Source organism: Streptomyces cirratus (assembly GCF_014650775.1).
GTDB classification, from domain to species: domain Bacteria; phylum Actinomycetota; class Actinomycetes; order Streptomycetales; family Streptomycetaceae; genus Streptomyces; species Streptomyces cirratus.
Map to the genome: position 1 here is coordinate 282551 of NZ_BMVP01000004.1, position 25334 is coordinate 307884.

7 protein-coding genes are annotated in these 25334 nt (G+C 75.5%); 6 read left to right on the forward strand and 1 reads right to left on the reverse strand.

Annotated elements, in window-relative coordinates:
• Positions 1-50: 50 nt before the first annotated feature.
• A complete protein-coding gene (locus tag IE207_RS13975) occupies positions 51-3437 on the forward strand; it encodes an ATP-binding protein (RefSeq protein WP_229873710.1) in 3387 nt (1128 codons plus the stop codon).
• A gap of 327 nt (positions 3438-3764) precedes the next feature.
• On the opposite strand, the gene IE207_RS13980 is transcribed toward IE207_RS13975, so the two are convergent.
• Positions 3765-4637, reverse strand: coding sequence for a helix-turn-helix transcriptional regulator (locus tag IE207_RS13980; RefSeq protein WP_190184471.1), 873 nt, complete (start codon positions 4635-4637; stop codon positions 3765-3767).
• Between the two features lie 237 nt (positions 4638-4874).
• Between IE207_RS13980 and IE207_RS13985 the strand changes: the two genes are divergently transcribed.
• The 5 genes from IE207_RS13985 (at position 4875) to IE207_RS14005 (ending at position 25293) form a co-directional block, all read left to right on the forward strand.
• A complete protein-coding gene (locus IE207_RS13985; RefSeq protein WP_190184472.1) occupies positions 4875-12695 on the forward strand; it encodes a non-ribosomal peptide synthetase in 7821 nt (2606 codons plus the stop codon).
• Positions 12692-23233: a non-ribosomal peptide synthetase gene (locus IE207_RS13990; RefSeq protein WP_190184473.1), complete on the forward strand. Its 10542-nt coding sequence runs from the start codon at positions 12692-12694 to the stop codon at positions 23231-23233. Before IE207_RS13985 ends, IE207_RS13990 begins: the two co-directional genes overlap by 4 nt.
• A 43-nt stretch (positions 23234-23276) precedes the next feature.
• Positions 23277-23477, forward strand: coding sequence for an MbtH family protein (locus tag IE207_RS13995; protein ID WP_190184474.1), 201 nt, complete (start codon positions 23277-23279; stop codon positions 23475-23477).
• Positions 23478-23577: 100 nt separating this feature from the next.
• On the forward strand, positions 23578-24897 hold the full coding sequence (locus IE207_RS14000) for an MFS transporter (RefSeq protein ID WP_190184475.1): 1320 nt from the start codon (positions 23578-23580) through the stop codon (positions 24895-24897).
• A gap of 186 nt (positions 24898-25083) precedes the next feature.
• The gene (locus IE207_RS14005; protein WP_190184476.1) at positions 25084-25293 is read left to right on the forward strand and encodes a hypothetical protein; all 210 of its coding nucleotides are present in this window, start codon (positions 25084-25086) and stop codon (positions 25291-25293) included.
• The last annotated feature ends 41 nt before the right edge of the window (positions 25294-25334 follow it).

Sequence of the window (25334 nt, forward strand, 5' to 3'; positions counted from 1 at the left end):
TACGAGTACTGGGCTCCTTGGGTGCCGATGTGAGTGGTGGGCCGGTCCATTTGGGAGCCCCGCGGCAGCGGGCCGTACTCGCGGACCTGCTCGCAGCCCGCGGTGCGGTGGTGTCCGTCGACCGCTTGGCGCAGGACCTGTGGTGCGGGACGCCGCCGGCGAAGGCCACCGCGTCCTTGCACGCCTACGTGTCGAACCTGCGCCGCCTGCTCGAACCCGAACGGCCGCCCCGCGCCCCCGCCGCCGTCCTGGTCACCTCGCCCCCCGGCTACGCCCTGCACCTGCCGCAGGACGCGGTGGACGCGTGGCGCTTCGAGGCACGCGTGAACCGGGCGCGGCGCGCCCCGGCGGCCCAGGCACGGGAACTGCTGTCCGAGGCGCTGGCATGGTGGCGGGGTGCCGCCTTCCAGGGGTACGAGGACGAGGCGTGGGCCGTGCCGGAAGCGGTGCGCCTGACCGCGCTGCTCGCCGAGGCCCGCGAGCTGGCCGTCGCGGCCGACCTGCGTACCGGGCACGCGTCCGAGGCGGCGTCGGCGGCCGAAGTCCTGGTCGCGGGGCATCCCTTGCGGGAGGAGGGGTGGCGTCTGCTCGCGCTCGCCCACTGGGCCTGCGGGCGGCAGGCCGACGCCCTCGCGGCGCTCCGGCGCGCCAGGGCGGTGTTGCGCGAGGAACTCGGCTGCGACCCCTCGCCGGCCTTGGCACAGACGGAGCAGGCGCTCCTCACCCAGCGGCTCGACGTACTGCACGCGGCCGTACCGCCCGCCGTGGCGGCGGTGGTCGTGCCTCCGGTGGTCGTGCCCCCGGTCGTCCTGACCCGGGTCGGCGGGTCGCCGGTCACCGTGCCGCCGGTCACCGTGCCGCCGGTCGCCCTGCCGGCCCGGGAGGTGTCGGCACCGCCCGGGACCCCGCACCAGCTCTTCGTCGGCAGGAGCGCGGAGCTGGGCGCCGCCGACGCGGCCGCGCGGGCGGCCCTCGGAGCCGGCGGCCTGGTGCTGGTCACCGGCGAGGCGGGCGCGGGGAAGTCCGCTTTCCTGCGCCGGTTCGCCGGCCGGCTGCGGGACGGGGGCTGGACCGTGGTGATCGGCCGCTGTCCGGAGCACGACGGTGCGCCGCCCGCGTGGGCGTGGGCGGAGGCGCTCACCGCGCTCGCCGAAGAGGCGCCGCCGGCGCGGCCCGACGACCTGGCGGTCCTCCTGCACGAACCGGACGGCACGGCCGCCACGTCACGCGACGAGGCGACCGCCGGACGCTTCCGCATGCACCGCGCCTTCACCGCGTGGCTGCGCGCCGCAGCCGCCCGCGGGCCCCTGGCCGTCCTGATCGAAGACCTGCACCGCGCCGACGGGGAGACGCTCGCCCTGCTGGAGGCGGCGGCGTCGGTCACCGGCGTCCCCCTCCTCACGGTGGCCGGCTACCGTCCCGCCGAAGTGGAAGACCGGCTGGTCAAGACCCTTGCCCAGCTGGCTTCCCGCGCCCCGCACCGGATCGCGCTCGGTGGCCTGTCGCCGGGGGACGTCGCCACCGTCGTCGAAGCCGTGTGCCGCGAGCCAGTGGCCGAGAACACCGTTGCGGTGCTCTCGGAGCGCACCGGCGGCAACCCGTTCTACGTGTGGGAGAGCGCGCGCCTACTGGCCAGTGAGGGCGCCCTGGTCGCCGTATGCGAAGTGCCCCAAGGGGTACGGGACGTACTGCGCCGGCGCCTGAGCCTGCTGCCCGCCGCCGCGCGTTCAGCCGTGCAGCTGGCCGCGGTCGCAGGGACGGAGGCCGAGGTCGCCCTGCTCGTGGACGCGGCCGACTCCGATGAGGACACCCTGCTCGAAGGGCTCGACGCCGCCGTGGCCGCGGATCTGCTGACGGCGCCGCGGCCGGGCCGTGTCGGCTTCGTCCACGCGCTGGTCCGCGACACCGTGTACACCGACCTGACCGGCGTGCGCCGTTCCCGCATGCACGGCCGCATCGCCCGGGAGCTGCGCCGGCACCGCCCCGACGACCTCGCCGCGCTGGCGCACCATTTCGCGCGCTCGGGCAGCACGGCGAACGCCCCGCTGGCCGTCGACTACGCGCTGCGCGCGGCGGAGATGGCCGAGCGCAGGTACGCCCACGACGTGGCCGTAGGACTGATCCGCCAAGCCCTGGAGGTGCATGCCGCGGCCGCGCCCGATCCCCAGGCGGACCCGGACGCCGCGATCGCCCTCCTCGTGCGGCTGCTGGGCGCGCAGGTCCGGGCCGGCGCCACGGACGCCGCCCGGCACACCCGGCAGCAGGCGGTCGAACTGGCCGACCGGGCCGACCGGGCCGACCTGGTGGCGGCCGTCTACGGTGCATGGACCGAACCGTCACCCTGGCGCAGCAGACTGGACGGCTTCTTCGACCGGACCGCGCTGGGCCGCCTGGAACGGCTGGCCGAGGAGCGCACGCTGGACGATCCGACGCGGGCCCGCGTGCTCCAGGTACTGGTGGACGCGGTGGCGGCCGAAGACGCGCCGCGGGCCCTCGCGGCCGCACACGCCCAGTTGGCACTGGCCCGTACCGCCGGGGACCCGCGCCTGCTGGCCTCCGCGCTGATGACGTCCGCGAAACTGCTGCCGCACGAGGCGCACGGCGCCGCCCGGGGACCGCTCGTCGCCGAACTGCGCCGGCTCGCCCGGGCACACGACCTCCCCGCCTACCGCTGGGTGTGCGAGCACCTCGACGGCATGAGCGCGGCCGCGCGCAACGATCCGGTCGCGTTGCGCCGGCACACAGCCGAGGGCCTGGCGCTCGCGAACCGGTACGCCATGCGGTGGGCGCAGGGCATCAACGCCACCACCTCGGCCATGCTGGCCACCGTCACCGGGCGCTTCGCCGAGGCGGAGGCGAGGTACGCCGAGGCGGACGGCCTCTTCCAGCGGGTCGGGGCACACCACGCGACCGGCCCGCGCACGCTGGGCCTTTGGACGATCCGGCTCACTCAGGGGCGGGCCGCCGACATCGAACGGGGCGTACGCGAGGTGCACGCGGCCGTCGGTGCCCCCGTCGCAGTGGCCCACGCCCTCGTGCTGGCCCGCCGGGGCAGGCTGGACGAGGCGCGGGAGGTGGTTTTCCCCGCACGCCCCATGACGGACCACCTCTACGGGATCGAGCTCGACTACCGCAGCGAACTCGCGGTCCTGCTCGGCGACACCGTCGGGGCGGTCGCGCTGATCGGGCATCTGCTGCCCGTCCGGGACCAGTTCGGCGGCGCGGCCGGCGGGGCCTACGCGACGCGCCCCCTCGCCCACGCCCTGGGCGGCCTGTACCGGCTCGTCGGCGAGGAGCAGCTGGCCGCCGAGTCGTACGCGCTGGCCGAACACGTCGCCCTCGCCTGGGGCTCCGCCCACCACGCGGCTGCCGCCCGCCGAGCGGCGGCGGAGGCGGCGGCGGCCCGGCCGGGCCGCTTCCCCGGGCCACCGCGCTGACCCGGGCCCGGCGCGGCCCCCTCCCCCGCGCCGGGCCCCGCCCCACTCAGGTCTCCGTCCGCGTCAGCGGCCGTCCGGCCCACCGCCCTCCCGGCGCCTGCGGCGACGCTGGCCGAGGGCCCCCGCCAAAGCGATCAAGCCTCCTGTGAGCGCGCCGGACACGAGGATGCGCAGCAGGTTGTCCATCGAGTACTTCCCCCCTCAGAGCCACGTGTGGGTGCCTGACCGGCTCCGGACCAGGACACTATCGGCGTGCGGGCGGCCTGGCTTGGACAAATTTGACCTCGCCCACCTCGCCCATCCCGCCCGCCTCGTCCACTTGGCCCCTCACAGCGCGATGGCTCCCTCGGCCATCCGGGCGGCGGCCATCCGGCCGGGAGTGGTCCCGGCCAGCTCCCGGAACTCGCGGTTGAGGTGGGCCTGGTCGTAGAAGCCGCAGGTGGCGGTGACATCGGCGAGGTTGACGTCCTGACGGGCCAGCAGCCCAGCGGCCCGGTGGAAGCGCAGTACACGGGCCGACGTCTTGGGCGTCAGCCCGACCTGTTCGGTGAAGCGGCGTACCAGGTGGCCCTGGCTCCAGCCGACTTCCGCCGCGATCCGGCCGACCGGTATCGCACCGCCCGCGCGGGAGAGCAGTCGCCAGGCGTGACCCACCTCGGGAGCGGGATCCGGGCCGCGTTCGATCCGGGCCGCCAGCACGGCGTCCAGCAGGTCGAACCGGGCCTCCCAGCTGCCGGCGGCCGCCAGCCGCTCCACCAGCACATCACCTTCGGGGCCGAGGACGTCGCAGAGCCCGGCCACCTGGTTGGTCAGCTCGCTCATCGGCACGGCGAACAGCCGGTAGGCGCCCAGCGGGGTCAGTTCGAGCCGGATCGCCTCCTGGCCACCGGGGTGGTCACATACGCGGGGCCCGTCCTCCAGCCCCGCGACCAGCGAGCCGGTCACCGGGCTGCCGCGACCCGTGTCCCCCAGCCGGCGGACGTGGGCGAACGGCTCCCCCAGGCTGATCAGCACGACCGCCCGGCCCGTGGGGACCAGCCGCACCCGGTAGGGCGCGGCCGCCGCCTCCCAGTAGCCGGCGTAGCTGTGCACGAACGGGCGCAGCCGGGGCGGCCACGGCCGGGTCACCCGCCACCGCTCACCCACCCGGGTCATCTCGACCCCCCGGCCGGCCGTGACCGTCCCTGCCGCCACTCGCATGTCCCCTCCCCCTCCGGCGCGCCGACGGCCAGGCCCCGTCCGGCGCCGACACCACTGCCCGGTCGGTCCAAGCATCAGCCTAGACATGTCACGGACATCCGGGACCGGGATGCGCCGACGGGCCCGAGGCCCTGTCAAGGGGCGTATTCGTGGGACTTTCCGGCCTGTGCGCCGGTCACTGACAGTGGCCTCAGTCGTCGTTGATCGACCGATCCGACTGAGGAGACTGACCACCGCATGGCCACTCACGACCACGGGTTCCTGCCCCTGACCTCGCCGCAGACCGGCGTCTGGTTCGCGCAACAGCTCGATCCCGCCCGCTGCGACTACACCATCGGCGAGTACCTGGAGATCCACGGGGCGCTGGACGCCGAACTCTTCGAGCAGGCCCTGAGCCGGACGCTGGCGGAAACCGAGGCGCTCGGCATGCGGTTCGCCGAAGTGGACGGCGAGGTACGGCAGATGCCCGCCGACCGGCCGCCCTTCCGGCTGGCCACGGCCGATGCCGGTGCCTGCTCCGATCCGGCCGCCGAGGCCGACGCGCTGATGCGCGCGGAACTGGCCCGGCCGATGGACCTCGCCACGGGTGACGTGACGCGTCACCTGCTCGTGCGGACGGGTCCGGACACCCACCGCTGGCTCCAGGCGTACCACCACATCGTGGCCGACGGGGTGAGCGGGTCCCTCCTCGCCCGCCGCGTGGCGGAGGTCTACTCCGCCCTCGCGGCCGGCGCCCCCGTGGCGGCCTGCGACGCGGCGCCCTGGGAGCGGATCGTCGCGGAGGAGCACGCCTACCGGCAGTCCGAAGAGCACCTGCGCGACGGGGAGTTCTGGCGGGCGAAGCTCGCCGACGCCCCCGAGCCCGTGAGCTTCACCGGCCACACCCCGGCCCGGCCGACGGGCGTCGCCGTGCGGGTCAGCGGCGAACTCGACGCCGTGGACGCGGGCGCCCTGCGGGACGCCGCCCGGCGGCTCGGGACCCGCTGGTCGGCGCTGGTCATGGCGGCGGCCGCCGGCTACCTGCACCGCGTCGGCGCGACCGAGGACGTGGTCCTGGGGCTCCCCGTGACCGGGCGCACCACACCCGCCGCGCGCCGTACGCCGGGGATGTTCTCCAAGGTGCTGCCGCTGCGCCTGAGGGTCACCGGGGCGATGTCCGTCGAGGAGCTGGTCCGCAGCACGTCTGCGGGGATCAAGGAGGCCCTGCGCCACCAGCGTTACCGCGTGGAGGAGCTGTACAGCGGCGCGGACGGGTCGGGGACCCGGCCCTGGGACGCCGTGGTCAACCTGATGTCCTTCGACTACGGGCTCTCCTTCGACGGGGCGGGCGCCACCGCCCACAACCTGGCCGTCGGCCCGGTGGACCACGTCTCGGTCAACGTCTACGACCGCGGCGGGGACAGTGCGCTCACCGTCCAGGTGGAGGGCGACGCGGCGGAAGGCGGCACGGAGGAACTCGCGGCGCACCAGCGGCGGTTCATCCGGTTCCTGGTGGCGCTGGCCACCGCCGATCCCTCGGCCCCGGTCGACTCGCTCGGGCTGCTGACCGGCGCCGACGAGGAGCGGCTGGCCGTCCTCGGTGACGGCGGCAGCGCCGCGGCCACCCAGGACCGCTGCCTGCACGAGCTGTTCGAGGAGCAGGCGGCGCGCACCCCCGACGCCGTGGCCGTGGTCTGCGCCGGCGAGCGGCTCAGCTACGCCGAACTGGACGCGTGGGCCGAGGACATCGCCGGCCGGCTGCGTCCGCTGACGACCCCCGGCATGCCCGTCGGGGTCAGTGTCGAGCGCTCCCCCGCCATGGTCGCCGCGCTGCTCGGCATCTTGAAGGCGGGCGGCTGTTACGTGCCGCTCGACCCCGCCCTGCCGCGGCGCCGGATCGCGTACATCGTCCGGGACGCGGCGATCCGCACGGCTGTCGCCGGGCCCGGCGCCGCCGACTGCCTGCCGGCGGACCTGGAGGGCGTGGTGGCGACGGGTGACCGGCCCGCCGGACCGGTCACCGCGGACCGCCCGCGCCCGCGGCTGTCCCCGGACGGCCCCGCGTACCTGCTGTACACCTCGGGCAGTACGGGTGAGCCGAAGGGGGTCCTCGTACCGCACGCGGCGGCGGCGGATTTCGTCCTCGGACACCTCGTCCTGTGCGGCGCCGCCGCCCCGGCGACGGCCGAGGGCTCCGGCTCCGGCTCCGGCTCCGGCGAGCGGTTCCTCGGCTTCGCCTCCCTGTCCTTCGACGTCTGCGTCCTCGATGTCTTCGGTGCGCTGCTGAGCGGCTCGGCCCTGGTCCTCGCCACCGACGAGGAGCGCACGGACGTCGACCGCCTCCAGGCGCTGCTGGTCCGGGAGCGGGTCACCGTCGCCGACCTGCCGCCCGCCCTGCTCCCCCTGCTCGACCCGGCCGCGCTGCCCGCCCTGCGCTTCCTGTCCACCGGCGGCGAGGCGCCCTCCGGGGACGCCGTCGACCGATGGGCGCGCGACGGGCGCGAGGTGTGGAACGCCTACGGCCCGACCGAGGCCGCGGTGTCCGTGACCATGCACCGGTGCGTGTCCCCCTCCGGCGGGCAGGTCCCGCCGATCGGCCGGCCCATGGTCAATCACCGCGCCTACGTGCTGGATCCGCGGCTGCGCCTGCTGCCGCCCGGCGCGGCCGGCGAGTTGTGCGTCGCGGGCGCGGGACTGGCCCACGGCTACGCGGGGCGCCCCGGGATGACCGCCGAGCGGTTCGTGCCGGACCCGTTCGCCCAGGTGCCCGGCGCCCGGATGTACCGGACCGGTGACCTCGTACGCTGGTCCGCGCGAGGTGAGCTCGAGTTCCTGGGCCGCATCGACCAGCAGGTCAAGGTCAACGGCCACCGCATCGAGCTGGGCGAGATCGAGAGCGTGCTGGGCCGCCACCCCTCGGTGGGCCAGGCCTCGGTCACCGTGCACGAGGCGGCGGGCGGCGGCCGGCGCCTGGTCGCCTTCGTGGCGCCGGGCCCCGGCGCGGCCGTGGCCGGACCGGCCGAGCTGGCCGCCCACTTGGCCGAGGCGGTGCCCCGCTACATGGTTCCGCACACCTTCGTGGTGCTGGACCGGCTGCCGCTGACCGCCGGCGGAAAGGTGGACCGCAAGGCGCTGGTCGTTCCGGCAGGCGTGGAGGTGCCGCCCGCAGCGGCCGCCGGGCCCGAGGGCCCGTACACCGAGGCGGAGCGGACGCTGAGCGCTCTGGTCGGTGAGGTCCTCGGTTGCCGCGCGGCCCCCGGTGACAACTTCTTCGAGCTCGGCGGCGACAGCATCGCCGCCCTGAGCCTGGTCAGCCGGGCCCGGTCGCGGGGGTTCTCCTTCACCCTGCGTGAGGTCTTCGAGCACAAGACCGCCTCCGCGCTCGCCGCGGCCGCCGCCGACCCCACGGGTGAGGTGGCGGGGACCGCCGGTGAGGAGGAGTACGGGGAGCTGCCCGCGACCCCGGTCATGCGGTGGCTGCTGGACGACGCCGGCCCCCACGGCCGGTTCAGCCAGTCGCTCGTGCTCGCCCTGCCCGAGGGCGTGGACGACACCCGCCTGGTCCGGGTCCTGCAGGCGGTCATCGACCACCACGCGGCCCTGCGGCTGCGCACCGCCCACGGCCCCGAAGGCACGCTCTGCTCGGTCGGGGCGCCCGGGACGGTGGACGCGGCCGGGCTCTACCGCAGCGTGGACACCACCGGGCTGGACGACGCGGCGCGCTCCGCCATGACGGAGCGGGCGGCGGCCGACGCGGCCGGTGAACTGGACCCCGCCGCGGGAGTGGTGCTGCGGGCCGTCCGCTTCGGTGGCGACGGCGCCCCGGGACGGCTGCTGCTGTGCGTGCACCACCTCGCGGTGGACGGAGTGTCCTGGCGCGTCCTGATGGACGACCTCGCCGAGGCCTGGGCCGCGGTGTCCGAGGACCGGCCGGTACGGCTCACCCCGGGCGGCGCCTCCTTCCGTGACTGGGCGGCGCACCTCCAGCGGCAGGCCCACTCTCCCGAGGTGATGGCGGAACTCCCTTACTGGCAGGCGGTCTTGGCGCCCTGCGCAACGCCGTCGGCTGCGCCGGCGCTGTGGGAGCGGGTGCCCGTGCCCACGCGTGACACCGCCGGCACCACCCGAACGCTCACGCTGGACCTCCCCGCGGAGGTCGCCGCCCCGCTGCTGTCGGCGGTCCCCGCGGCCCTTCGTACCGGACCCGCCGAGATCCTGCTCGCGGCCCTCGCCCTGGCGGCGCGCGATCCCCTCCTCGCGGGCGGCGCCCAGGCGCTGCTGCTCGACCTGGAGGGCCACGGCCGGGCCGACCGCACGGGCCGGCACGACCTGTCCCGTACCGTCGGCTGGTTCACCACCCAGTACCCGGTCCGGCTCGACCTGGGCGGCCTCGACGCGGCCGCGGCGCACACCGGTGGCGACGCGCTCGCCGAGCTGGTGGGACGGGTCCACGACACGCTGGCGGCCGTACCCGACCACGGCACCGGCTTCGGCCTGCTGGCCCGGCTGAACCCGGGGACCGCGCGGGAGCTGGCCGCGGCGCCGCAGCCGCGGGTGCTGTTCAACTACCTGGGCCGGTTCGACGCCTCGGGCGACGCCCCGTGGGGGCCGGCCGCCGAGGCGGGCGGCCTGCGCGCGGCCTGCGACCCGGGGATGCCCGTCGACCACTGCCTCCAGATCGACGCCCTCGCACTGGACGGCCCGGCGGGCCCCTCCCTGCGTGCCGTCCTCACCTGGCCGCAGCACCTGGTCGACGAGTCCGAGGCCGAGGCCCTGGTCACCGGGTGGGAGGAGTCCCTGCGGCTGCTGGCCCGCTGGGCTCCGCCGTCCGGCGGGGCCGCGCGGCCCGCGCCCCGCGACTTCCCGCTGGTGCGCCTGACACAGCCGGAGGTGGACGCGCTCGCGGAGCGCTACCCCGCCATGGCCGACGTCACCACGCTGTCCCCGCTCCAGGAGGGGCTGTTCTTCCACGCCTCTTACGACACCGCGGGCGTGGACGCGTACACCGGGCAGCTCGTGCTGACCCTGGACGGCGACCTCGACCCCGGGGCCCTCGCCACGGCCTGCCGCGGACTCCTGGCCCGCCACAGCGCGCTGCGCGCCGCCTTCACCGACCGCGGCCTGGACCGGCCCGTGCAGGTGGTCCTCGGTGCGGTGGACGCCCCGTGGGAGAGCGCCGACCTGTCCGGCCTGGACGAGGAGGCGCGGGAGCGGGCGTGGGAGGAGCTGCTGGCTGCGGACCGGGGGCGCCGCTTCGACCTGGAGCGGCCGCCGCTGGTGCGCTTCACCCTGGTGCGGGTGGGCTCCGGCCGTCACCGGCTGGTGATGACGAACCACCACATCCTGTGGGACGGCTGGTCCTCGGCGGTCCTGCTGCGCGAACTGCTCGCCGGCTATGGAGCGGCCACCGGCTCGCAGCCGGCCGCCGCCGTGACGGGCGTCCCCTACCAGGACTACCTCGACTGGCTGGCCCGCCAGGACCGGGACGCGGCGGCAGCCGCCTGGGGCGCCGCCCTGGCCGGTCTCGACGAGCCCACCCTGCTGGGCGCCGCCGACCCGCACCGGCTCGACGCGCTGCCCGACCGGATAACGCTGGAGCTGTCGCGCGGGCTGACGGAGCGCCTCACCGAGCGCGCCCGGTCCGCCGGCATCACCCTCAACAGCGTGGTGCAGGGCGCCTGGGCGATCCTTCTGTCCCGGCTCACCGGCCGCGACGACGTGGTCTTCGGCGGTACCGTCTCGGGCCGCACGGCCGACCTCGAAGGCATCGAGGAGATGGTCGGACTGCTGATCAACACCCTGCCCGTCCGCATGCGGGTGGACGGGGACGAGCCCTTGCTGACCGCTCTGGGCCGGTTCCAGGACGAGCAGGCCCGGCTGATGGACCACCAGCACCTGGGGCTGGCCGACATCCAGCGGGCCACCGGGCTGGGCACGCTGTTCGACACCACCGTGGTCGTCGAGAACTACCCGCTCGACCTGGAGTCGGTGCGGGAGCCGGCCGGCGGGCTGCGGCTGACGGGTGTCGACGGCTCGGACGCCACCCACTACACCGTCAACCTCATCGTCCTGCCGGGCGAACGGCTGCGCCTGCATCTGGACCACCGCCCCGATGTCCTGGACGCACGGGCGGCGCGCAGCGTGGCGGACGCGCTGGAGCGGCTGCTGGTCACGGCGGCCGACGAGCCGCGGACCCCGGTCGGTGGGATCGACCTGCTCTCCGCCGAGCAGCACCGGCTGATCGAGGAGTGGAACAGCACGGCCGTCCCCGTGCCCGACACCACGCTGGTGGAGCTGTTCGAGCGGCAGGTGGCCGCCACCCCGGACGCCCCGGCCACGGTGTTCCGGGAGGAACTGCTGTCGTACGCGGAACTGGACGCGCGGGCCGAGCGGCTCGCGGGGGCGCTGCGCGAGCGCGGAGCGGGGCCGGAGCGGATCGTGGCGGTCGCGCTGCACCGCTCGACCGAGATGGTGGTCGCGCTGCTGGCCGTGTTGAAGTCCGGGGCGGCGTACCTGCCGGTGGACCCCACGCTCCCGGCGGAGCGGGTGGCGTACCTGTTGTCGGACGCGGAGCCGGTGTTGCTGATCACGACCGAGGACGTGGAACCGCTGCTGCCCGGGGCCCCCGGGCCGGTGCGGGTGCGCCCCGATGCCACGGCCGGGGCCGGTGGCCCCGGGGCGCGTGCGGCGCTGCCCTCGCATCCGGCGTACGTGATCTACACCTCCGGTTCGACGGGCCGGCCCAAGGCGGTCGTCGTGGAGCACGCGGCCATCGTCAACCGGCTGTTGTGGATGCAGGACCGCTACGGGCTGGGCGCCGACGACCGGGTGCTCCAGAAGACCCCGTTCGGCTTCGACGTGTCGGTGTGGGAGTTCTTTTGGCCGCTGCTGACGGGCGCCGTGCTCGTGGTCGCCGAGCCGGGCGGCCACAAGGACCCGGCCTACCTGGCCGAGCTGATCCGGCGCGAGTCGGTCACCACCGTGCACTTCGTGCCGTCGATGCTGGCGGTGTTCGCGCAGGAGCCGGCGGCCGGCCTGTGCCGGTCCCTGCGCCGGGTGGTCTGCAGCGGCGAAGCCCTGCCGGAGGAGTTGAAGGACCGGTTCCTCGATGTGCTGGACGTGCCGCTGCACAATTTGTACGGGCCCACGGAGGCGGCGGTCGACGTGACCCACTGGGACTGCCGCCGCGAGGACCGCGGCCCGGTACCGATCGGCAGGCCGATCTGGAACACCGCGCTGTACGTCCTCGACCCGGCGGGGCGCCCCGTACCCGTGGGCCTTCCCGGCGAGCTGTACCTGGCGGGCGCCGGGCTGGCCCGTGGCTACCTGCGACGGCCGGAACTGACCGCGGAACGCTTCCCGCTGGACCCCTTCGGGCCCCCGGGCTCGCGGATGTACCGCACCGGTGACATCGTCCGCCGGCGCGCCGACGGGGCGGTGGAGTACCTGGGCCGTACCGACGACCAGGTGAAGATCCACGGCTTCCGGATCGAGCTCGGCGAGATCGAGACCTCCCTCGCCCGCCTCCCCGGCGTCGGCCGCGCCGCCGTGGTGGTCCGCGAGGACGTGCCGGGCGAGCGCAGGCTCGCCGGGTACGTGGTCCCCGCCCCCGGGGCGGTGCTCGATCCGGCTGCGATGCGGGCCGAACTGGCGCGGGCGCTGCCCGAGTACATGGTGCCCCTGCTGCTCGTCGTCGACGGGCTTCCGGTCACCCCCAACGGCAAGCTCGACCGCAAGGCGCTGCCGGCTCCCGCGTCCGGGTCCGCGCCCACCGGGCACGAACCGCCCGCCGGGGAGACCGAGGAGTTCGTCGCGCTCGTCTGGGAAGCGGTCCTGGACCGTACGGGCGTCGGACGCCACGACGACTTCTTCGCGCTCGGCGGCCATTCGCTGAGCGCCACCCGGGTGGCGGCCCGGCTGCGCCAGGCGCTCGGTCTGGAACTGCCCCTGCACACCCTCTTCGAACACCGGACCGTCGCGGGCCTCGCCGCGGCGGTCGAAACGGCCCTCTTCGCCGACATCGCCGCCACGGCGGACGGCGCAGCGCTTTCACTCGTACCCCAGGGAGAGACCTCGTGACCACCCAGGAGAGCTCGCCGGCCGCCGTGCCGGCGGCCGTCGACAGCCGGCTCGCAGCGGCCCGTGAGCTGCTGCGCCGCCGGGTCCAGGCCGCGCTGGCCGATCCGTCGGCCGCGCAGGGTCCCGCCGCCGGCGGCGCCGAGGGCACCACGGCCGGTGCCGGAGGGGGCGCGCCCGCCCGTGAGCCCGTCGCGTCCTTCGCCCAGGAGCGGATGTGGCTCGCGGACCGGATGGCCGACGGCCGCTCCGGATACGCGATCCCGCAGGTCGTCCGGATGCGCGGCTCGCTGCGCCCGGAGCTGCTGCGGCAGGCCCTGACCGCCGTGGTGGAACACCACGCCACGCTGCGCACCGTCTTCGAGGAGCGCGACGGACTGCCGCACCCCGTCGTGCTGCCGGCCCCCGGGGCCGTACCGCTGCCGGTCCTGGACCTCGGTGCGGGCTCCTCGGAGGAGCTGGAGCTGCGCGCCGAAGGGCTGGCCCGCGAGGAGGTCCGCAAGCCCTTCGACCTGGCCCGCGGCCCGTTGCTGCGCGCCCTGCTGATCCGGCTGGGCGCCGAGGACCACCTGCTGGTGCTGGTCGTCCACCACATCGCCACCGACGGCTGGTCCATGGGACTGCTGTGGCAGGAACTGGCGGACGGGTACACCGCCCTGGCCGAGGGCCGGCCGCTGCCCGTGCCGGCCCTGCCGCTCGACTACCAGGCGTACGCCCGCTTCCAGCGCGAGCGTTTCGAACACGGCCTGATGGACGGCCAGTTGCGGTACTGGGAGCGCTCGCTCGCCGGCCTGGAACCCTTGGAGCTGCCCACCGACCGGCCCCGGCCGACGCGTCGCAGCGGCGACGGGCAGAGCCTCGCGTTCACGCTGGACCCCTCGCTCACGCGACGGCTGCGCCGGCTCGCAGAGGCCCGCGGAGTCACCCTGTTCATGACGCTGCTCGCCGGCTTCCAGGCGGTCCTCGCCCGGTACGGCGGCACTACGGACATCGCGGTGGGCACGCCTGTCGCGGGGCGCGACCGGGTCGAACTGGAGCCGCTGGTCGGTTTCTTCGTCAACACGCTGGTCCTGCGCACCGACCTGTCGGGGGAGATCGGCTTCGACGGGCTGCTGGACCGCGTCCGCCGCGTCACGCTCGACGCGTACGACCACCAGGAGGTGCCCTTCGACCGGGTGGTGGAGCGGCTGAGTCCCGAGCGGATCGGCGACCGCAACCCGCTGGTCCAGGTGATGTTCGCGTCGGCTTCGGACGAGACGGCCGGGCTGCGTCTCGCGGGCGTCTCCACCGAGGCGGTGACCGCCGACTTCGGCGGCTCCCTGTTCGACATCAGCGTGTTCGTGGCCGAGGGCGCCGACAGCTGCACGGGTTCCTTCGTCTTCGACACCGACCTGTTCGACCGGGCCACCGCCGAACTGCTCCTCGGCCACTACCTGGAGCTGCTGGCCTCGGCCGCCGCCGAACCCGGCCGCCCCCTGGCGGAGCTGCTGCCCGCCGCCGCCACGGCCGAGCGCCTCGTCGGCGCGGGGCACGGCGCCGTGCGCAGCGACCTGGCCCCCGCCTCGCTGACCGGGCTGTTCGCCGAACGGGTACGCACCTCCCCCGGCGCCGTGGCCGTCGTCTGCGGGGCGCAGCAGCTCACGTACGCCGAACTCGACGCCCGCTCGGACGCGCTGGCCGCCCACCTCGCGGAGGCGGGAGTGGTCCGCGAATCGGCGGTGGCGCTGCTGCTGGAGCGTTCCCTCCAGGTGCCGGTGGCCATGCTGGCCGTGTTGAAGGCGGGCGGCGCGTACGTCCCCCTCAACGCCGGCTTCCCGGTCGAGCGGCTGCACTGGATGCTGGAGCGGACGGGCGCCCGGCTACTGCTCGCCGACCCGGTGACGGCCGGCCACGAGGCCGTCGCCACCGCACCTGCCGGGGTACGGGTGCTGGACGTGTCGTCGGCGCGGCCGCCGGCGGCCACCGCGGACCTCGCGCCCTGCGTCCCGGACCAGCTGGCCTACGTCATGTACACCTCCGGGTCGACCGGTGAGCCCAAGGGCATCGCCGTCACCCACGACAACGTGGCCGCGCTCGCCCGGGACGCCTCCTTCGGCCCGGCGCACCGCCGGGTGCTCGCCCACTCCCCGCTGTCCTTCGACGCCTCGACGTACGAGCTGTGGGTGCCGCTGCTGGCCGGAGGCACCGTCGTGATGGCCCCGCCCGGCCGGATCGACACGGCGGCGCTCGCGGGCCTGGTCCGGGAGCACGGGATCACCACCCTGTGGCTGACCGCCGCGCTGTTCAACCTGGTGGTCGACGAGTGCGTGGAGCTCCTCACCGAGGTCCGGGAGGTGTGGACCGGCGGGGAGGCCGCCTCGCCCGAGGCGTTCCGCCGGGCCCTGTCCGCGGCCCCGGACACCCTGCTGACCAACGCGTACGGCCCCACCGAGACCACCACCTTCGCCACCCGGCACACCCTGGACGCCCGTGCGGGCCACGGCGTCGACGGGCGCGTCCCGATCGGCACGCCGCTGGACGACACCCGGCTGTACGTCCTCGACGAGCGCGGCCGCCCGGTGCCCGAGGGCGCGGTCGGCGAGCTGTGCATCGGCGGCTCGGGACTCGCCCGCGGCTACCTGGGCCGGCCCGGACTGACCGCCCGCCAGTTCACCGTCGACCCCTACGGGCCGCCCGGCGCCCGCATGTATCGCACCGGCGACCTCGCCAGGCGCCGCCCGGACGGCGCCGTCGACTATCTGGGACGCGCCGACCAGCAGGTGAAGATCCGCGGCTTCCGCATCGAACCCGGTGAGATCGAGGCCGAGTTGCTGCGCCTGCCGCAGATCGGCCGCGCGGCGGTCGTCGTGCTGCCGGACGCCTCCGGCGAGCAGCAGCTCGTCGCGTACGTGGTGCCCGTGGCGGGCGAGGACGCCGACCCGGACGAGCTGCACCGCGCGCTCGCCGCACGCCTGCCCGCCTACATGCTCCCCGCCGCGATCCTCGCGCTGGCCGCGCTGCCGGTGACCCCCAACGGGAAGCTGGACCGCCGCGCCCTGCCCGCCCCGCCCGAACAGGGCGCGCGGCGGGCCGGTTTCACCGCTCCGGCCTCCGCCACCGAGGAACTCGTCGCCGAGGTGTGGGGCGAGGTGCTCGGCCAGGACCGCATCGGGCGGCAGGACGACTTCTTCCAGCTCGGCGGGCACTCGCTGCGCGCCACCCGGGTGGTGTCCCGGCTCGGCACCCGGCTCGGCGGTACCGTCCCGCTGCGGCTGCTGTTCGAGAATCCGGTGCTCGAAGGGTTCGCCGCGGCCCTGGACCTGCTGCGCGGGGACACCGCTCGGACGGGCCCGGCCGTGCCGGGCGCCGACGTCATCGGAGCGCGCCCCGCCGGCTCGCCGGCGCCGCTGTCCTTCGCCCAGCAGCGCCTGTGGTTCCTCGACCAGTTGCAGCCCGGGCGCCCCGACTACAACATCCCCGTCGTCGCCCGCCTGCACGGCGGTCTCGACTCCGCGGCCCTCCTCGACGCGCTGCGCACCGTGGTCACCCGCCACGAGGTGCTGCGCTCGCGGATCGGCGAGGGCCCGCACGGTCCCGTACAGGCCGTCGAGCCACCCGAGGTGTTCGTCCCGCTGCTCACCGACCTCTCCCGGCTGCCGCTGGCGCAGGCTCGTTCGCGGGCGCTGGGTCTGGCGCACGCGGACGCCGCGGCCCCCTTCGACCTGACGGCAGCGCCTCTGCTGCGGGCCCGGCTGGTGCGGACGGCAGCCGAGGAGCACCTGCTCGTGCTGGTCCTGCACCACACCGTCGGCGACGGCTGGTCGATGCCGGTGCTGTGGCAGGAGCTCTCGCAGTCCTACGCCGCGCTGCGCCGCGGCGAGCGGGCCGCCCTGCCCGCCCTGCGCGTCCAGTACGGGGACTTCGCGCACTGGCAGCAGCAGCGCCTCGCGGGCGGCGCGGCCGACCGGGGGATCGCCCACTGGCGCGCCCGGCTGGCCGGGCTCGCGCCGCTGGAACTGCCCACCGACCGGCCGCGTCCCGCCGCCCGCTCCGGTGCCGGCGACACCGTCTCCTTCGAGGTGCCGGCCGAACTCGCGGCCCGTCTGGGCGTCGTGGCCCGGGAAAACGGCGCCACCCTGTTCATGGTGCTGCTGGCCGGCTTCCAGTCGCTCCTGGCCCGCTACACGGGGCAGCACGACATCGCGGTGGGCTCCCCCATCGCGGGCCGCGACCGCACCGAACTGGAGCCGCTGATCGGCTTCTTCGTCAACACCCTGGTCCTGCGCACCGACCTGTCGGGCGATCCCGCCTTCACCGCGCTGCTGGGCCGGGTCCGGGAGACCGCGCTCCAGGCGTACGAGCACCAGGACGTTCCCTTCGACCGGCTGGTGGAGGAACTGCGGCCGGAGCGCGACCTCAGCCGCAACCCGCTGTTCGACGTGCTCTTCCAGCTCCACCCGGAGCAGCCGGACGCGCTGCCGCTGGAGGGGGTGCGGGTGGAGGGCGTCGAGACCGGCAACGGGACGTCGAAGTTCGACCTCAGCCTGGCCATGACCGAGCACCCGGGCGGCCTGACGGGCACCCTGAGCTACGCCACCGACCTCTTCGACCGCAGCACGGCGGAGCGGTTCGGCGCCCATTACCTGCGCCTGCTGCGCTCGGCCGCCGAACGGCCGGACGCGCCCCTGTCGGGGCTGGAGGTCCTCTCGGTCGGCGAGCGGGCGGCCCTGCTCGGTGAGGACTCCCCCGCCGACGCGCACACCGCCGCCCCGGCCGCGACCCTGCACTCCCTGGTGGAGGAACAGGCCCGGCTGCGGCCCACCGCGGTCGCGGTGACCTGTGAGGGGCGTTCCACCGGTTACGGGGCGCTCAACGCGGCCGCCAACCGGCTGGCCCGCCGGCTGCGGGAGCGCGGCATCGGCCCGGAGACCACGGTGGCGGTCATGACCGGCCGCGACACCCGGACGGTCGTCGCCGTGCTGGCCGTCCTCAAGGCGGGCGGCGCCTACGTCCCCCTCGATCCGGGGCACCCGGCCGAGCGGATCCGCACGGTCCTCGCGGACAGCGGGGCCCGCCTGGTCCTGACCGGCGGACTGCCCGAGGGGGTTTCGCCCCGCCTGCCGGACTCCGTACCCGTTCTGGAGGTGCAGGACGTGTCCCCGGCGGCGGGCGCCACCGACGACCCGGACGCGGAAGACCTGCCCGCGCTGGCCGGACCGGACCATCTCGCCTACCTGCTGTACACCTCCGGGTCCACGGGCAGGCCCAAGGGCGTCGCGGTCCCGCACGCCGCGATCACCGGCTACCTGGCGGCGCTGACCGCCACCTTCGGGATCGGCGCCGAGGACACGGTCCTCGCCCGCACCGCGCTCACCTTCGACCCCTCGATCCGTGACCTGTTCGCCCCGCTGACCACCGGCGGGCGCGTCGTACTGGCCTCCCAGGACGAGGCCGCGGACCCGGACGCCCTGGCACGGCTGCTGCGCACCGAGCGGGTCTCGGCGCTGCTGTCGATCGTGCCCTCCATGCTGGCGCCGCTGATCGAGGCCGTCCCCGCGCCCTGCCCGGACCTGCGGCTGGTGATGACCACGGGCGAGGCGCTCACCGCCGGGCTGGCCCGCGCGGCCCGCGCTCTGGGTCCGGCCGGGCGGCTGCGGCTGGTCAACCAGTACGGACCGACCGAGTGCACCAACACCACCACCTACCACGTCGTGACGGACGCGGACATCGACAGCGGCCGCATCCCCATCGGGCGCCCGCTGCCCGGCGCCCGCGTCCTCGTTCTGGGCGAGCACCTCGAACCGCTCCCGCGCGGCGCGATCGGCGAACTGTTCATCGCCGGCCGCGGAGTCGCCCGCGGCTACCTGGGCGCCCCCGGCCGCACCGCCGAGGCCTACCCGCCGGACCCCTACGGTCCGCCCGGCGCCCGGATGTACCGGACCGGTGACCTGGCGCGGCTGCGCGCCGACGGGGTCCTGGAGTTCCACGGCCGCCGCGACAACCAGGTCAAGGTCCGGGGGCACCGGATCGAGCTGGGCGAGGTGGAGGCGGCCGTGCTGCGCCATCCGGACGTGGCGCGCGCCGTCGTGGCCGCCCACGGCGAGGGCGCCGACCAGGCGCTCGTGGCGTACGTGGTGTTCGAGCCGGGCGCTGCAGGTGACGCGGCGGCCGTGCTCGACGCGGTGCGCGAGGTGCTCCCGGCCGCGCTGGTGCCCTCGGTGCTCGTCCCGCTCGACTCCCTTCCGTTGACGCCCAACGGCAAGGTCGACCGGCGGGCCCTGCCCGCGCCGGAGCCCGGCGCGGGCGGTGCGGCCCGCGCGTACCTGGCTCCGCGCACCGCGCTGGATCGCACGGTCACCGAGGTGTGGGAGGAGGTGCTCGGCGACGGCCCGGTGGGCCTGCGCGACCACTTCTTCGAACGCGGCGGCCACTCCCTGCGGGCGACGCGGGTCATCTCTCGGCTGCGGACCCTGCTGGGCTTGGAGATCCCCGTGCAGCTGCTGTTCCGCCACCCCGTCGCCGGGGACCTCGCGCGGGCCCTGGCCGGGCTGGGGGACAGCGGCGAGCGCGCGATCCCGGCGCCGGCGGCCGGGCCGGGACCGCTCTCGTTCGGGCAGCAGCGGCTGTGGCTCCTGGACCGGCTGCAGCCCGGCCGGCCCGACTACAACATGCCGGGCGCGATGCGGCTGAGCGGGACACTGGACACCGCCGCGGCCCTGGGCGCGCTGCGGGACGTCGTCGCCCGTCAGGAGGTGCTGCGCTCGCGGATCGACGCCGGCGGGGGCGGGGTGGAGGAAGCGCGCCTCGTCGTGGAGCCGGTGGAGGTGTTCTCGCCCGCCTTCACGGATCTGACGGTCGCCGGTGCGGCCGCCGACCGGGCCGCGGCCGAGGAGCGGGCACTCGAACTGGCCGCCGCCGACGCCGCGCTGCCCTTCGACCTGGCCGCCGCACCGCTGCTGCGGGCCCGCCTCGTCCGGGTCGCCGAGCGGGAGCACCTCCTGGTGATCGTCGCGCACCACATCGCCTTCGACGGCTGGTCGGTCGCGGTGTTCTGGCAGGAGTTCTTCGCCGCCTACCGTGCGCGGACCGAGGCCGGCGTCGAGCCGCTCGCGGAACTCGGAGTCTCCTACGGCGCGTTCGCAGCCTGGCAGCGGGAGCGGCTGACCGGCGACCTGCTGGCGCAGCAGCTCGGGTACTGGCGCGGGCGGCTGGCGGGACTGGCCCCGCTCGACCTGCCCACCGACCGGCCGCGGCCGTCCGTTCCCTCCGGGCGCGGCGACCAGCTGTCCTTCACCGTGCCCGCCCCGCTCCTGGAGCGGCTGCGCACCCTGGGCCGTGAGCACGACGCCACCCTCTTCATGGTGCTGCTGGCTGGCTTCCAGGCACTGCTCGCCCGCTGGTCGGGCGCCCGGGACGTGGCGGTGGGCTCCCCCATCGCCGGCCGCGACCGCAGTGAACTGGAGCCGCTGATCGGCTTCTTCGTGAACAGTCTGGTCCTGCGCGGCGACCTGTCCGGGGATCCCGCGTTCGCGGCGCTGATCGGCCGGGCCCGGGAGACCTGCCTGGAGGCGTACGCCCATCAGGACGTTCCCTTCGAGCGGCTGGTGGAGGAGCTCCACCCGCAGCGCGACCTCAGCCGCAACCCCCTCTTCCAGGTGATGCTGGTGTTGAACGAGGAGGCCGCCGCCCCGCCGGCGCTGCCGGGTCTGGCGGCCGAGCCCGTCGCCCTGGCGAGCGGCGCCTCGAAGTTCGACCTGTCCCTGTACTTCTCCGAGGAGAACGGACAGCTGCACGGGGAGGCGGTGTTCGCCACCGACCTGTACGACCGGGAGACCATCGCCCGGATGACGGGCTCCCTGCTGGAACTGCTCGCGGCCGCGGCGGACGCACCGGACGCTCCGGTGGGCTCGCTGCCCCTGCTCGGCCCGGCCGAGGAGCAGCGGGTCCTGCACCGCTGGAACGGGACCGCCGAGGCGGGCGCGGACCGGCCGCTGCACGAACTCGTCGGGGAGCAGGCCGCGCGCACCCCCGGCGCGATCGCGGTCGACGACGGCCGGCGGAGCATGGACTACGCCGGGCTGTGGGCGGCCGGCGGGCGCCTCGCCCGGGAACTGGCCCTGCACGGGGTCGGCCCGGACACCGCCGTCGCGGTGTGCGTCGAGCGGTCGGCGCTGCTGCCGGTGGCGCTGCTGGGCGTACTGCGCTCGGGCGGGCTGTACGTGCCGGTGGACCCGCAGTACCCGGCCGACCGGGTCGAGTACATGCTGACCGACAGCGGGGCCCGGGTGCTCGTGGTCGCCGGCGACACCGCCCGGCTGCGGACGCCCGCCGGGGTGCGGGTCGTCGACCTGGAGGCGCTCCTCGCAGCCCCCGAAGGCGACACCGACGACACCGGCGCCACCGGGGCTCCCGCGCCCGTCGCGCTCCGTGCGGAGCACCTCGCCTACGCCATCTACACCTCGGGCTCGACCGGCCGCCCCAAGGGGGTCATGGTGGCGCACCGTGCGCTGGCGAACTTCGCCCGGGACATGACGCGCCGACTCGCCCTCGCTGCCGGGGACACGGTGGCCGCGGTGACCACCGCCTCGTTCGACATCGCCGTGCTGGAGCTGCTGGTGCCGCTCACCGCGGGCGCCACCGTGCGGGTCGTGGACCGTGAGACGGCACGAGACGGAGTCCTGCTGGCCCGGGAACTGGACGCGGCCGCCGTCACCGTGGTGCAGGCCACCCCGGCCACCTGGCACCAGCTGATGGAGTCGGGCTGGCGAGCCCCCGCGGTACGGGCGCTGTGCGGTGGCGAAGCGCTGCCCGCGGCCCTCGCCGAGCGGATGCGTGCGGCCCTGGGCACCGTGTGGAACGTGTACGGGCCCACGGAGACGACCGTCTGGTCCACGGCCCACGAGCTGTCCGGGCCCGCGGGCGAGGGCGCGGTGCCGATCGGTTCGGCGCTCGCCAACACCCGGCTGTACGTGCTGGACGAGCGGATGCGGCCGGTCCCGGTCGGCGTGTTCGGCGAACTGTTCATCGCGGGCGACGGGGTGGCCCGCGGCTACCACGGCCGGCCCGGACTGACCGCCGACCGCTTCGTCCCGGACCCGTACACGCCGGGAGGCCGCCTGTACCGCACGGGGGACCTGGTGCGCCGGCTCCCGAACGGGGACCTGGAGTACCGGGGCCGGGCCGACGGCCAGGTCAAGGTGCGCGGCCACCGCATCGAGCTCGGCGAGATCGAAGCCGCGCTCGCCCGCCACCCGCAGGTGCTGGCGGCCGCCGTGGCCGTGCACGGCGAGGGCGTCGACGCGGTGCTCGCCGGGTACGTGACGTGGCGGGACGCCGAGGGCGACCTGCGGGCGCTGGGTGACTTCCTGCGCGAGGACCTGCCCGAGTACATGGTCCCGCGGGTGCTGAGCGCGCTGGAGCGGCTGCCGCTCACGCCCAACGGCAAGCTCGACCGGCGGGCGCTGCCCGCTCCGTCGGCCGCGGCGGCCCTGGAGGGCCGGCCCCCGCAGGTGGCGCCGCGCGACGCGGCGGAGCTGCGGATGGCACGGCTGTGGGAGGAGGTCCTCGGGGTAGCGCCGATCGGCGTCCGCGACGACTTCTTCGACCTGGGCGGCCACTCCCTCAAGGCGTTCCGGCTGATGGGCGCCGTACAACGGGAGTTCGGGGTGGAGCTGCCGCTGAACCTGGTGTTCCGCCGCCGCACGGTGGAGCTGCTCTGCGAGGCGCTACCGGAGGCGGGCGCGGCTGCCGCCCGGCTGCTGGTCCCGCTCGCCGAGGGGGACCCGGCCCGGCCGCCGCTGATCCTGGTACACCCGCGCGGCGGTGACGTCGTCTGCTACCGGGACCTGGTGCGCGGCCTGGCCGGGGTCCCCGCTGGCGACCGGCGGGTCCTGGGTCTGGAGTCCGTCGGCTACAACACCGCCGACGCACCGCTGGAACGGGTGGAGGAGATGGCCGAGCGCTACCTCGCCGCCGTCCGGGAGGAGGTGCCGAACGGCCCCTACCTGATCGCGGGCTGGTCCTTCGGCGGTACCGTCGCGTTCGAGATGGCGGTGCGTCTGGAAGCCGCCGGGGAGACGGTGGCCTTCCTCGGTCTCGTCGACACGGCCGCTCCCGGCCCCGTGCCGCGGGCCGACGCCACGGCCGGTGATCCGGACCTGTTCGCCTACGGGATCGCCGCCGGGCTCGATGCCGGCGAGGCGCGCGGGCTCGACGAGGACGGCCTCATCGACGCGCTGTTCCGGCGCGGACGCGAGGACGGCAGCCTTCCCCGCGGATCGGCCCCTGAGGCACTGCGGCGGCTGCTGCGGGTCGCGGAGGCCAACGGCGCCGCATCGGCGGCGTACCGCACCGAAGCCGTCCTGGACGCGGCCGTCCACCTGTGGACTGTGGCCGAGGTGCACGGCGAACTCACCACCCCGCTGGTGGATCCGCAGCCCTGGCGGCTGCGCACCGGGGCAGCCCTGCACCACGCCGTGGTACCGGGCAACCACCACACCGTGATGGACCCCCCGCACGCCGCGGAGGTGGCTCGGGCCCTCGGCGGGTCCCTGCCCGCCTGACACGAATCAGTACCCCCGACACGACAACCAAGGAGAGACAGCCATGAACGACTCGACGACCCAGCAGTTCCTCGTGGTGGCCAACGACGAGGAGCAGTACTCCCTCTGGGACGCGGACCGGCCCGTTCCGCTCGGCTGGCACGGCCAGGGCTTCCAGGGCACCAAGGACGAGTGCCTGGCGCACATCGACCGCGTGTGGACCGACATGCGCCCGCGCAGCGTCCGCCTGGCCGCGGCCGGCTGACCGCCCCCATCCGCCGTCCCACTGATCACCGCGGCGCCCGGCGGCCTCCCCCAGGGGGCCCGGGCGCCGCGGTGCGCCAAGGAAGGACCGAAGAACCGTCATGGATCCACACACGCCACCCGAGCAGCCGCGGCGGCTGCTGCCCCTGTTCACCCTGGTGGCCGTCTCCGGCATCTCCTCCCTCGGCATCGCGATGACCCTGATCGCCGTGCCCTGGTTCGTCCTCCACGACACCGGCAGCGGCGCACGCACCGGCCTGGTGGCCGCGGCGGAGATGCTGGGGCTGCTGGGCTCGGCCGTGCTCGCCGGCCCGGTCGTCGACCGGCTGCCCGCGCGGGCCGTCAGTACCGGCGCCGACGTGCTGAGCGCCGCGGCCCTGGCCCTGGTTCCCCTGCTGCACTCCCGGGGCGCGCTGCCGCTTCCCGTCCTGGTCTGCCTGGTGTTCCTCGTGGGCGCGGCGCGCGGCCCCGCCGACACCGCGAAGCAACTCCTGCTGACCGGGGCGATGGAAGGCGCCCGGGTCACGGCGGAGCGGGCGACCAGCGCGGTCGAGGGGGCCCGCCGGATCGGCATGATGACCGGCGCCCCGCTGGCGGGGCTGCTCATCGCCACCGCCGGCCCGGTACGGACCCTGTGCGCGGACGTGGCGGCCATGCTGCTGTGCGGCCTGCTGGTGGCCCTGCTGGTCCCGGCCGCGGGCGCCACCGGCAGCGGGGGCCCGGCCGTGGCCTCGTACGTACGGGACCTGCGCACGGGCTGGAGGCAGTTGCGCGGCGACCGGCTGCTGCGGGCCATGACCACCGTCCTGCTGGTGACCAACGCGCTCGACGGAGCACTGAACGGGGTGCTCTACCCGGCGTACGGCACGCACGTGCTGCACAGCAGTTCCCTGTTCGGAGCGATGGTCACGGCGATCGGGGCCGGGGCGCTGCTCGGCGCCGCCCTGTTCGGCTGGATCGGCCACCGGGTCCCGCGCCGGGCCCTGTTCGTGGCGGCTTTCGTGCTCGTGGGGGCGGTGCGGTGCGCCGCCTTGGCCGCCGAGCCGGCGCCGGCGGTGCTGCTGGCGCTGCTGGCCCTCTCCGGGACCGGGTCGGGGGTGGTCGGGCCGCTGATGATGTCGGTGGCGTACCAGCGGGTGCCGCAGGACGTGCGCGGGCGCGTCTTCGGGCTGCTCGTGGCCTGCGCCCTGGCGGCCACTCCGCTCGGGATGCTCGGTGCGGGAGTGCTGCTGGACCGCTGGGGGCTGACCTGGTCGCTGGTGGCCACCGGGGCCGTTTACCTGGGCGTCACGCTGGCGCCGCTGGTGCTACGGGTGTGGCGCCAACTGGACATACCGGTTCCGGCCACGCCCGAACGGGATCGCGCCGGTGCTCCCGTCGGGGGTGTGGTTGCGGCACCGGTCCCGGTATCGAGCCACTGAGTGGTTCATACGATTTCGGGGTGGTTTGCCGCCCCTCACCTTAACGCCAGGCAGCTTGATGAACGCTCGGGTGGCACTCCACGGGTACTCGCGGACGGCAGAGTTGCTTTCGCAGGACAACGACCGGCGCGGTTCCCCCACGAGGCGGACCGCGTCACCACCAGACCACCTTCCTGGGGGGAACCCATGCTGAAGCGCTACCTTCTCGCCGTGTCCGTCACGGTCGCCGCCCTGCTGGTGCCGGCCGGCGCCGCCTCGGCCGACACCGGCCCGGACGCCCCGGCCGCCACGGCGGAGGTCCACAACCCCGCCCCGCACCCCGTGATCGTACGGAGCACCACCAACTCGGGTACGGAACGGGGCAAGAACCCCACCGACAGCTCCTGGGGCGGCTGACACCCGCACGCACCCGTCCGACCAGCGGGTGCAGGACGTAC

Excerpts from the sequence above, each read along its gene's own strand:
- IE207_RS13980 (WP_190184471.1), bottom strand. The coding sequence starts at position 4,637 with ATGCGAGTGGCGGCAGGGACGGTCACGGCCGGCCGGGGGGTCGAGATG.
- IE207_RS13985 (WP_190184472.1), top strand. The coding sequence starts at position 4,875 with ATGGCCACTCACGACCACGGGTTCCTGCCCCTGACCTCGCCGCAGACC.
- IE207_RS13995 (WP_190184474.1), top strand. The coding sequence starts at position 23,277 with ATGAACGACTCGACGACCCAGCAGTTCCTCGTGGTGGCCAACGACGAG.
- IE207_RS14000 (WP_190184475.1), top strand. The coding sequence starts at position 23,578 with ATGGATCCACACACGCCACCCGAGCAGCCGCGGCGGCTGCTGCCCCTG.
- IE207_RS14005 (WP_190184476.1), top strand. The coding sequence starts at position 25,084 with ATGCTGAAGCGCTACCTTCTCGCCGTGTCCGTCACGGTCGCCGCCCTG.